Annotated in this window: 12 protein-coding genes; 1 reads left to right on the forward strand and 11 read right to left on the reverse strand. The window is 68.6% G+C overall.

Translation table 11 applies throughout. The features are described from left to right. Positions 1 to 32 precede the first annotated feature (32 nt). Positions 33 to 1,547, forward strand: a complete 1,515-nt coding sequence (locus RZA67_RS07090) for a S8 family serine peptidase (protein ID WP_317211995.1) — start codon at positions 33 to 35, stop codon at positions 1,545 to 1,547. A gap of 8 nt (positions 1,548 to 1,555) precedes the next feature. On the opposite strand, the gene RZA67_RS07095 is transcribed toward RZA67_RS07090, so the two are convergent. The 11 genes from RZA67_RS07095 to ccmA form a co-directional block, all read right to left on the reverse strand. Beyond that, positions 1,556 to 1,894, reverse strand: a complete 339-nt coding sequence (locus RZA67_RS07095; RefSeq protein WP_317213932.1) for a DUF1294 domain-containing protein — start codon at positions 1,892 to 1,894, stop codon at positions 1,556 to 1,558. Between the two features lie 74 nt (positions 1,895 to 1,968). After that, the gene (locus RZA67_RS07100; RefSeq protein ID WP_317211996.1) at positions 1,969 to 3,081 is read right to left on the reverse strand and encodes a homoserine O-acetyltransferase; all 1,113 of its coding nucleotides are present in this window, start codon (positions 3,079 to 3,081) and stop codon (positions 1,969 to 1,971) included. Positions 3,082 to 3,157: 76 nt separating this feature from the next. Further along, positions 3,158 to 4,126 carry a tetratricopeptide repeat protein gene (locus RZA67_RS07105; RefSeq protein ID WP_317211997.1) on the reverse strand — a complete coding sequence of 323 codons (969 nt, stop codon included), beginning with the start codon at positions 4,124 to 4,126 and terminating at the stop codon, positions 3,158 to 3,160. After that, entirely contained in the window at positions 4,123 to 4,617 is a 495-nt protein-coding gene (locus tag RZA67_RS07110) for a cytochrome c-type biogenesis protein (RefSeq protein WP_317211998.1), read from the reverse strand. Before RZA67_RS07110 ends, RZA67_RS07105 begins: the two co-directional genes overlap by 4 nt. Then, positions 4,598 to 5,215: a DsbE family thiol:disulfide interchange protein gene (locus RZA67_RS07115; protein WP_317211999.1), complete on the reverse strand. Its 618-nt coding sequence runs from the start codon at positions 5,213 to 5,215 to the stop codon at positions 4,598 to 4,600. The genes RZA67_RS07110 and RZA67_RS07115 overlap by 20 nt, the downstream gene beginning before the upstream one ends. Beyond that, complete coding sequence (locus RZA67_RS07120; protein WP_317212000.1) at positions 5,208 to 7,145, reverse strand: heme lyase CcmF/NrfE family subunit; 1,938 nt, start codon at positions 7,143 to 7,145, stop codon at positions 5,208 to 5,210. Before RZA67_RS07120 ends, RZA67_RS07115 begins: the two co-directional genes overlap by 8 nt. Continuing rightward, positions 7,146 to 7,607 carry a cytochrome c maturation protein CcmE gene (gene ccmE, locus RZA67_RS07125; protein ID WP_317212001.1) on the reverse strand — a complete coding sequence of 154 codons (462 nt, stop codon included), beginning with the start codon at positions 7,605 to 7,607 and terminating at the stop codon, positions 7,146 to 7,148. It lies immediately after the preceding gene. Further along, positions 7,604 to 7,786, reverse strand: coding sequence for a heme exporter protein CcmD (locus RZA67_RS07130; RefSeq protein WP_317212002.1), 183 nt, complete (start codon positions 7,784 to 7,786; stop codon positions 7,604 to 7,606). The genes ccmE and RZA67_RS07130 overlap by 4 nt, the downstream gene beginning before the upstream one ends. After that, complete coding sequence (gene ccmC / locus RZA67_RS07135) at positions 7,783 to 8,532, reverse strand: heme ABC transporter permease CcmC (RefSeq protein WP_317212003.1); 750 nt, start codon at positions 8,530 to 8,532, stop codon at positions 7,783 to 7,785. Before ccmC ends, RZA67_RS07130 begins: the two co-directional genes overlap by 4 nt. A gap of 65 nt (positions 8,533 to 8,597) precedes the next feature. Next, entirely contained in the window at positions 8,598 to 9,293 is a 696-nt protein-coding gene (gene ccmB / locus RZA67_RS07140; protein ID WP_317212004.1) for a heme exporter protein CcmB, read from the reverse strand. Beyond that, positions 9,290 to 9,919, reverse strand: coding sequence for a heme ABC exporter ATP-binding protein CcmA (ccmA, locus tag RZA67_RS07145; protein WP_317212005.1), 630 nt, complete (start codon positions 9,917 to 9,919; stop codon positions 9,290 to 9,292). The genes ccmB and ccmA overlap by 4 nt, the downstream gene beginning before the upstream one ends. Positions 9,920 to 10,113: the final 194 nt, after the last annotated feature.

The raw sequence follows: 10,113 nt of genomic DNA on the forward strand, positions 1-10,113 counted from the left end.
CGACCCGCTGTTTCCAACGCAGAGGAGCCATCATGTCCAGTCCACGCGCGCGCGCCTGCCACGTACTCCTGCTGGCTTTGGCGCTTCCGGCCACCACCGTTGCGGCCGCCTTCGCACCGCAGTTCCGCGATGTCGAAAAGCCGCTGCACACGGTCATCGGGCGCTTCGATGCCCGCGACCAGGTGGAGGTCAAGTTCCGCAGCGATGACACACTGCAGCGCTCTGCAGGAGGCTGGCACGCTGCGCGCGCCGGCGCACTGCCGGCACTGGACCGCCTGCTGGTCGATGGCGGTCCGGTGCTCGACATGCAGCCGCTGTTCGACGTGGATCTGGTGCGCACGCTCACCGCCGCCGACCAGCCCGCGCTGCATCAGTGGTATCGCCTGCAGCTGCGCGAGGGCGTGGACATCACCGGCGTGGTCGATGCGCTCAACGCCATGGACGCGGTCGAGTTGGCGTATGCGGCGCCGCTGCCCGTGGACCCGGGTGCCGGCAGCAGCAGCGGCGGGCTGCCGGCCCTGCCTGCGGCATGGACGATGGCTACACCGACGTTCGAAGCCCGCCAGATTCCCGCATTGCCCGCGGCACAGGGTGGAATCGACGCTGCGTATGCGCGGACCGTGCCCGGTGGCGACGGCCGTGGCATCCGCGTGGTGGATGTGGAGTTCGGCTGGAACTGGCGGCACGAGGATCTGACCAAGCTGCGCGTACCGGGCACGTGGATACCGCAGGGCGGCGGGATGGTCGAGCAGTTCCAGGATCACGGCACCGCGGTCATGGGGCAGATGATCGGCGACAACAACGGCATCGGCGTGCGCGGGCTGGTGGACGGCGCGACGCCGCACTATGTCAATGTGGTTGGCCGTCAGTCGGGCTTCAACCCGGCCAATGCGATCCTGCTGGCTGCCGGCAGGCTCTCTGCCGGGGATGTCATCCTGATGGAGATACAGGTCGGTGGTCCTAACGGCTGCAGCGGCTACGTGCCGGGTGAGTGGGTGGGGTCGGTGTATGACGCGGTGGTGTCGGCGGTACGGCGTGGCATCCACGTGGTGCAGGCTGCGGGCAATGGCAACATGAATCTCGACAATGCACGCTGCTTCGGCCGCAGCTTCCCGCGCGGTCTGCCGGACTCGGGTGCGATCATGGTCGGCGCCGGTGCTCATTGGCCCAGCCGCTGGTGCGGTACCCGCCAGCAGCCGCGTTCGCGACTGGGTTTCTCAACCTATGGTCGCCGGGTGAACGTGCAGGGCGTGGGCAGCTGCGTGACCACCACCGGCTATGGCGACATCTGGCGCGCCACCAATGCGACCTATACCGGTACCTTCAGCGGCACGTCCAGCTCATCGCCGATCGTGGCCAGCGCGGTGATCGCGCTTTCCGGCATCGCCAAGGCGCGGGGCATCACGCTCACCCCAGCGAGGATGCGTCAGCTGTTGATCGAGACCGGCTCGGCCCAGGTCGGTGCCAATGGACATATCGGTCCCTTGCCCAATCTTCGCGCGGCAGTGGGCCAGCTGCAGGCCACCGCTTTGGCTGCACAGCCGTAACCAGGCACTCATCCGGCGAGCGCGAACTGCCGGATCAACAGCAGCACGCAGGCCACATTGGCAATGACGCACAGAAGGAACACCCACTGGAAATCCGCCTTGCGATGTTTGTGCCGCAGGGCGGCCTGGGCCAGCAGGGCGCCGGGCCAGCCGCCGGCCAGTGCCAGCAGCTGCAGGCTGCGCTCGGGCGTGCGCCAGCGCTGCGTTCGTGCAGCGCGCTTGTCGTGCCAGTACAGCAGGAACGTGACCGCGCTGCACACTGCGTACCAGGCCAGCAGCCAGCCCGGCAGGCCGCCACCGGCCCAGGCGCCCAGCAGCGCGCCGCAGCCGGCCAGGCCGAACAGCAGACGCCTCGAGGCGCTGTCGTGGACTACTGCCCGCGTTGGCTGAGCCCTGCGGGTAGCACGGGTGGGGCGACGGCTCACAGAGCGGCGAGGAAATTCGACACAGCCGGTCCGAAGCGCTGGAAATCGACCAGGAAGGCGTCGTGGCCCTGGGGCGAGTCCAAGCCGATGAACGCGGCCTCGGCGCCGCCGGCACGCAGGCCATCGGCGATCTGCTGCTGTTGCTGCACCGGGAACAGGATGTCGGTATTGGCGCCGATGGCCAGTGCCTTTTCAACCTTGATCCTGGACAGGCCGGCGAGCACGTCGCCGTCGGCATACTCGGCCAGGTCGAACCAGTCCATCGAACGGCTCAGGTAGAGATAGCAGTTGGGATCGAAGAAACGCACGAAGCGGCGCGCATGACCTTCCAGGTAACTCTCGACTTGGAACTCCAGGCCGAACGGGTCATCGTCCACCTGGTCCGAGTCCAACCGGACGCGGCCAAAGCGTCCGTCCCATTCCAGGGCCGAACGATAGGTGATCACCCCCAGCTTGCGCGCCATGCGCATGCCTGATTCGGGGTAGTGCGCGTCATCGTAGGCACCGCCGTTCCATTGCGGGTCCAGCCGGATGGCTTCGCGCTGCAGCGAACGGATCGCGATGGAGAACGGCAGCGCCTGCGCACTGCCGGAAATGTTGATATGGCTGCGGGCAATGCCCGGTTCCAGCATCAGCAGCGCCAGGGCCGTCATGCCGCCCATGGAGTTGCCCAGCACGCAGGCCAACCGCGCGATGCCCAGCGCACGGACGACCTCAATCGCCGCGCGTGCGCCGTCTTCGACGGACAGCTCGGGAAACGTCAAACGGTAGGGTTCACCCGTGGCCGGGTTGATCGAGGCCGGCCCGGTCGAACCTTTGCAGCTGCCCAGCGAATTGACGCAGATCACAAACCAGCGGTCGGTATCGACCGGTCTGCCGGGGCCGACCATCGCCTCCCACCAGCCCGGTGCGGGATTGTCCGCGTTGGAAGCGGCATGCGCATCGGGCGAAAGGCCGGTGACGATGAGCACGGCATTGTCGGCCTGTGTGTTGAGCTGGCCCCAGGTCTCATAGGCGACGCGGCCGCCATGCAGGGCGCCGCCGCGTTTGAACGAAAAGGGCGAAGGCAGCGGATGAAAGCGGCTGCCGGGCGGTATGAATTCGGTCATGCGCTCATTCTAGCGGCGGTTCCCGTGCAGCAGGCGAGACGACGTTTTCCGCCAACGTGCAGGCACTGCCGGCAGCTCAGCGCAGTGTCAGTTCGATGATCTGCCGATGGGGAAGTCCGACGGCGATCGCCTCGCTCTCAAGATCATGGGCACGGCGGTTGGCGTCGCCCTCGCGGGAGAGTCGGGCCAGCACTTTCACGCGGGTCTGCGACGACAGGGGGGCAGCAGGCATCGGGCTGTCGGCATCGCTGAGCGTGATCAGTCCGCCAGCCCTGGCCTCGGCGACGGTGAGGCGGCGCACTGCCACCGGCATCGGTGAGCCATCGGACGCACGCGCCAGTACGAACACGCGCGCCTGATCCGGCAGCTGCAGTCCACTGGGAAGCCTCACCCGCACCTGCAGCAACGCCGCACCGGCGGGCGCGCTGCCTTGGTCCGCCTCGCGCGCGCGCTCGATCTGTACCTGCAGCGCCTGCGCTGCGTCGGGCTGCAGCCGTGGCAGCAGCTCGCTCCACACCTGTACGGCCTCGGCATTGCGGCCGCGCTGGCGCAAGGCGATACCGAGCAGCCAGCCGGCGCGCTCGGCGCTGGGCTCGCGTTGCCGCGCCTGCTCCAGCCACGCCAGTGCGGTGTCGTCAAACCGCCTGTCGGGGGCTGCCTGCGCGCGCGCCTGGGCCGCCTCCACCAGCAGCAGGGGCTCGTCGGGCGACAATGCCACAGCGCGGTCGAAGGCCGCTGACGCCTGCGCGGGTTGCCCCAGCTCGGTCAGTGCGCGGCCCAGCAGCATCAATCCTTCCGGCTGGGCCGGGTCACGCTGCAGCGAGCGCTGCAATGCCTGTACGCCGCGCTGCAGGTCGGCGGTGGGATCGCTGCGCTGCTGCGCCGTGTCGGGCTGGCCGACCAGCAGATACAGGCAGCTGCTGGCGATGGCCAGGCTCAGGCAGCCGGCGATGAAGCCGCTGCGGCTTTGCCGACGCAGCGGCCATAAGACCACGGCGGCCAACGCGGCGCCGGCCAGTGCCGCCATGATCGGCAGGCCGGTCATCGCGGCAAATCCCCGTCCACGGTTTGATCGTCAATGGGCTCAAGGCCGTGACTGCGTCGCCGTACCTGCCAGCCCAGCACCAGTGCACCCGCTGCCAGGAACACGACGGGCCCGCCCCAGAGCAGCCACGTCGAGGGTTGCAGCGGGGGCTGGTACAGGACGAACTCGCCATAGCGCTGCACCAGGAACTGCTTGATCCAGTCGTCATCGTGACCCTGCTGGATCAGGTGCAGGACTTCGCGGCGCAGGTCCTGGGCGATCTGCGCGTTGGAATCGGCCAGTGACTGGTTCTGGCACTGCACACAGCGCAGCTGCGCGGCCAGCGCATGGAAGCGCGCCTCCTCGGCGGCACTGGCAAACCTCAGCGGGCGCGCGTCGTGCAACGGCTGACCCGGCGCTGCCGATACCGCGCCTGCAATGAGCCACAGCGCGAGCAGTGCGGCGCTGGCGATGCGCCGAACCGGCGGCGGTTCAGCGCGTGGTGGAGGCATGGCCGGCCGCATCGCCCTGGGTCGTCTCCAGTTTCTCCAGCGCGGGAAGCAACTGCTGGTCGATGACCTGCTGGGTCATCGCGCCGCTGTATTTCCAGCGCACCACGCCGCTGCCATCGACCAGGAACGTTTCCGGTGCCGCGGTCACACCCCAGTCGATGGCGGTGCGGCCTTCGACATCGCTCAGCACCACCATGAAAGGATTGCCGAGCTGCTCCAGCCAGCGCAGCGCATCGGCCGGGTCGTCCTTCCAGTTGTAACCGATCACCGGCAGGCGCTTGCTCTCGGCAAAGCGGGTCAGCACGGGGTGCTCCAGACGGCACGCCGCGCACCAGCTGCCCCATACGTTCAGAAGATAGGGCGCACCACGCAGCTCCTGGCTGCGCACCACCATGTCCGGGTCATGCAGCACCGGCAGGCTGAACGCCGGTGCGGGCTTGCCGATCAATGCCGAGGGCAGGACATCGCGCTGCGGATCACCGCTTTTCATCACCCCGTACAGCATCAGGCCGAGCAGGCCGAAGAAGAACAGCACACCGATGACGATGGCAACCGGCGGCAGCGGACGGGAAGAGCGGGGCGAAGAGGGTTCAGGCACGGCGGGACTCCAGGGAACGGCGGAAGCGGCGGTCGGCAGCGGTGATGAACCCACCCAGCGCCATCAACAGGGCGCCGAGCCAGATCCAGCGCACGAACGGCTTGATGTGCACGCGCACCGCCCATGCATTGTTGCCCAGCGCCTCGCCCAATGCCACGTAGACATCGCCACGCAGGCGTGCGTCGATGCCCGCTTCGGTCATCACCTGGCCGCCGCTGGCGTACTGGCGTTTTTCAGGATGCAGCAGGGCGATCGGTTGATCATCGCGGAACACCCGCAGATGCCCACGGTCGGCGCTGTAGTTCGGGCCTTGTCGATGATCGACACCTTCAAACCGGATCTCGTGCCGGCCGATCACCACGCTGCTGCCCGGGGTGAGCGCCACTTCGCGCTGCACGTTCAGCGCTTCCACCAGCAGTGCGCCGACCAGGAACACCGCCACACCGGCATGGCCGACCAGCATGCCGACGGTCTCGGCATTGAGCCGTCCGTTGCCGCGCAGGCGCTGCCAGGCAAAGCGCGCCGTGCCCAGCGCAACCCAGACCGCACCGGCGATGCCAAGACCCACTTTCCAGCCGTTCTGCGGTGCCTGCCACCACGCCAGCAGGCCCAGCGCGGCGGCCAGCGCGGCCCACGGCGCGAGCATGGCCACGGCGCGGCGGGGCTGATCGCGTTGCCACTTGAGCAGCGGGCCGAACGGGAGCAGCAGAACCAGCGGCATCATCAACAGCAGGAACAGGCTGCCGAAGTAGGGCGGACCCACCGACAGCTTGCCCAGACCGAGCGCATCGGCCAGCAGCGGGTACAGCGTGCCCAGCAGCACCATCGCGCAGGCACTGGCCAGCAGCAGATTGTTGGCCAGCAGGAAAGTCTCGCGCGAGACCAGCACGAAACCACGGCGCGGGTCGCTGGCCTGCGCGTCCAAGCGCCCGGCGCGCAGCACATAGAGCAGCAGCGCCGCGCCGATCAACACGGCCAGGAAGATGAGGATGAACATGCCGCGCGATGGATCGGCGGCGAACGCATGCACGCTGGTCAGCACACCCGAACGCACCAGAAAGGCGCCGAGCAGGGACAACGCAAACGCCGCGATGGCCAGCAGCAGGGTCCAGTTGGCGAAGCTGCCGCGTTTTTCGGTGACCGCCTGCGAGTGGATCAGGGCCGCACCGGCCAGCCACGGCATGAAGCTGGCATTCTCCACCGGGTCCCAGAACCACCAGCCGCCCCAGCCCAGCTCGTAGTACGCCCACCAGCTGCCCAGCGCGATGCCGAGGGTCAAAAAACCCCACGCAACGTTGCTCCACGGCCGCGTCCAGCGTACCCAGCGGCTGTCCACCCGGCCCTCGAGCAGCGCCGCCACGGCAAACGCGAACGGCACGGCGAAGCCGACGTAGCCCAGGTACAGCATCGGGGGATGGATGATCAGTCCCGGGTCCTGCAGCAGGGGGTTGAGGTCGCGGCCTTCCATCGGCGCCGGCAGCAGGCGGGCGAACGGATTGGAGGTGAACAGCATGAAGGCCAGAAAGCCGCTGCTGACCAGCCCCATCACCGCCAGCACGCGGGCACGCACGGTGGCAGGCAGGGCGCCGCTGGCCAGCGCCAGCGCACCGCCCCAGCCGGCGAGTACCAGCGTCCACAGCAGCAGCGAGCCCTCGTGGGCCCCCCATACCGCTGACCAGCGGTAGACCATCGGCAGCAGCGTGTTGGCGTTCTGCGCCACGTAGGCGACCGAGAAATCGAGCCGGATGAAGGCGAGGGTGAGCACGCCGAACGCGCCCACGACCAGCGCTAGCTGGGCCAACGCCGCTGGCCGTGCCACCTGCATCCAGCTGTCGACTCCGCGCTGCGCGCCGAGCAGTGGCAGCACGGCCTGCAGCAGGGCGGCCAGCAGCGCGCAGCACAGCAGAATCTGTCCCAGTTCGGGCAGCACTCAGTTGGCTCCCGGTGCCGGGGCCGGCACATCGTGTTTGACGTGCGCCTTGCCCATTTTTTCGGCCACTTCGCGTGGCATGTAGGTTTCATCGTGCTTGGCCAGCACTTCCTCGGCCACGAACTGATCCCCCTGGCGACGGCCGGTGACCACCACCGCCTGGCCTTCGCGGAACAGGTCAGGCAGCAGCTGGTTGCTGAGCACGGTCATCTGCGCATCGCCATCGGTCACCACGAAGCGCGCCTTGAGCGAACCCGGCTCACGCTGCAGCGAGCCACTGGCGACCATGCCGCCCAGACGGAAGCGCTCGGCATGGCCGGCATCGCCACGCAACACCTCGGCGGGTGTGTACAGATAGGCCACGTTGCGCTGCAGCGCCAGTGCCACGAGCGCCGTGGCCAGCGCCGAGGCGGCCAGCAGCAGCAGCACCCACAGCAGGCGGCGGCGACGCTGCGGGTTCATCGGCTCAGCTCGCCGGTGGCCTGGGTCAGTGTGGCCGCCCGGCGCGCGTCAAGCCGCTGCTGCTGCAGCAGCGCCACGCGCCGGGCCGCACGCAGGCGCAGCGCGGAGCCGGCCGCATCCACCAGCAGCACCACGATGAACACCGCGTAGGCGGCGACCACATAACCGAGATAGCTCATGGCTGCTCCTGCAGATGGCGACGTACCCAGTCCTTGCCGGCTTCACGCTGCAGGTTGTCGGCGCGTGCCTTGGCCAGCAGGGAACCAAAGAACCAGAGTTTGGTGGCCAACACCATCAGCCACAACGGCAGCTGCATGCTGGCATCGAGCGTGGTCGGCCCGAACAGGCGGATGCTCTGGCCCTGGTGCAGGCTGTCCCACCAGTCCACCGAATAGCGGATCACCGGCAGCAGGGCCAGCCCGACAATGGACAGCAGGCCGGCCGCGCGTGCCGCGTTGCGACGATCTTCAATGGCCGCGTAGAGGCCGATGATGCCAACATAGAGGAACAGCAGGATCAGCTCGCTGGTCAGTCGCGGATCCCAGTCCCACCACGTGCCCCACATCGGCCGGCCCCAGATGCTGCCGGTGAGCAGGGTGATCAGGGTGAAGCCCGCCCCGAGCGGCGCGCAGGCCATGGCCAGGATCTCGCACAGTTTGATCCGCCAGACCAGTGCGATGGCCGAATACAGCGCCATCAGCGCGAACACGAACAGGCTCATCCATGCACTGGGCACGTGCACGAACAGAATACGGAAACTGTCGCCCTGCTGGTAGTCGGCCGGTACCACCAGCAGTGCCTGCCAGAGCCCGAGCGCCAGCACGGGCAACGCGGCCAGATGCAGCACCCAGGACCAGCGGCGGGCGAAACGGTCGAACGTGGGGGGCGAGCCGAGTTGGTGGAACCAGCGGACGATCGGTTGCATGAGGGTGGCGGCTATCCCGTGGTGGCGGTGTGGCTCGAAACCGGGCGCGTCGAGCCGTGAGGCTGTCAGCTGAGCGAAATGCGGATGGCCGCGGCAGTGGCCAGCGGTGCCAGCACCAGCGCCAGAACCAGCCCGGCGCCCAGCATCAGCAGCGCGCCCAGCGGGTCCTGTCCGCGTGCCGCCGCAGCCACACTGCCGGCGCCGAACACCAGCACCGGCACGTACAGCGGCAGCGACAGCAGCGCCACGAGGATACCAGAGCGTCGCAGCCCCACTGTCAGGGCGGCGACCACGCCGCCGAGCAGGCTCAGCAGCGGTGTCCCCAGCAGCAACGATGCCAGCACCATCGGCAGCTGGTCATGTGGCAGATGCAGCATTTCGGCCAGCAGGGGTGTCACCACGATCAGCGGCAGCGCGGTGGTCGCCCAGTGCAGGGTCACGCGCACCAGCACCAGCCAGGCCAGCGGTACCGGCGCCAGCAGCCATTGTTCCAGTGAGCCGTCATCGGCGTCGGCGCGGAACAGCGCATCCTGCGCCAGCTGGCCGGCAAGCAGCACCGCCAGCCACAGCACGGCCACCGCGTCGGCGGCCAGACGCTCCGGTTCGCGGCCCAGTGCCAGGGCGAACAGCACCACCACCAGCAGCGCGAACAGCACTGGCTGCAGCGCGTCACCGCGGCGACGCCACAGCAGGCGCAGGTCGCGGGCCAGCAGGGCGCGGCCGGTCTGCCACAGGCCGGGTTCGGTGCCGGGCGCGATCACGCGGCCACCTGGAGCTGCAGTTCGCGGGTGCGTACGGGTGGGGCGGCATAGGCACCGTGGGTGGTCACCAGGGCGGCGCCGCCGCTGCGCAGGTGGGCCGAGATCATCCGGTTGACCAGGGTGATGCCCTCCAGGTCGAGATTGGCATAAGGCTCGTCGAGCAGCCACAGCGGTGCCGGCGACAGCCACAGGCGCGCCAGCGCCAGGCGCCGTTTCTGCCCGGCCGACAGCTGGCGGACCAATGTGTTTTCATGTCCGGCCAGGCCGACCACGGCCAGTGCGTTGCCCGGCATCTGGCGCGCGCGGCGGCCATGCAGGCCGCACAGGAAATGCAGGTTCTCCAGCGTGTCCAGGTCGGCCTTCAGGCCTGGCAGGTGGCCCAGGTAGGCGACGTAGCGGGCACGCTCGGTGGCGGTGGCCGGGCGCCCATCCAGCTGGAGCTGGCCACGGCCGGGGCGCAGCAGCCCTGCCAGCACGCGCAGCAACGTGGTCTTGCCGGCGCCGTTGTCGCCGCGCACCAGCAGGGCCTCGCCGGCGTCGACGTGGAAATCCAGCGGGCCGAACACCGGCTCGTCATTGCGGGAGAAACCAAGGCCGGCAGCGGCCAGCAACGGCGGGGTAGTCAAGGGGCGCGGATCGTGGTTCGAAGTAGGCGCTGATTGTACCTGCGAACGGCACGGCCCCTCGCGGGTGGCAGGCGCATGATGCGAGGTCTTCGCGGAGGGCCGGGCGGGCTGGATGTGTGGGGGACGGCAAAAACTGCATCCATGCGTGCCTTGTTTCGCGCCATCCCTGGCGCTCGACACCCCCACACATCCAG

The sequence above is a fragment of the Stenotrophomonas sp. C3(2023) genome (assembly GCF_032911385.1).
Classification (GTDB): domain Bacteria; phylum Pseudomonadota; class Gammaproteobacteria; order Xanthomonadales; family Xanthomonadaceae; genus Stenotrophomonas.

Coding starts and splice junctions, on each gene's coding strand:
- RZA67_RS07090 (WP_317211995.1), top strand. CDS start 33: ATGTCCAGTCCACGCGCGCGCGCCTGCCACGTACTCCTGCTGGCTTTG.
- ccmC (WP_317212003.1), bottom strand. CDS start 8,532: ATGCAACCGATCGTCCGCTGGTTCCACCAACTCGGCTCGCCCCCCACG.
- RZA67_RS07105 (WP_317211997.1), bottom strand. CDS start 4,126: ATGACCGGCCTGCCGATCATGGCGGCACTGGCCGGCGCCGCGTTGGCC.
- RZA67_RS07100 (WP_317211996.1), bottom strand. CDS start 3,081: ATGACCGAATTCATACCGCCCGGCAGCCGCTTTCATCCGCTGCCTTCG.
- ccmE (WP_317212001.1), bottom strand. CDS start 7,607: ATGAACCCGCAGCGTCGCCGCCGCCTGCTGTGGGTGCTGCTGCTGCTG.
- RZA67_RS07110 (WP_317211998.1), bottom strand. CDS start 4,617: ATGCCTCCACCACGCGCTGAACCGCCGCCGGTTCGGCGCATCGCCAGC.
- RZA67_RS07130 (WP_317212002.1), bottom strand. CDS start 7,786: ATGAGCTATCTCGGTTATGTGGTCGCCGCCTACGCGGTGTTCATCGTG.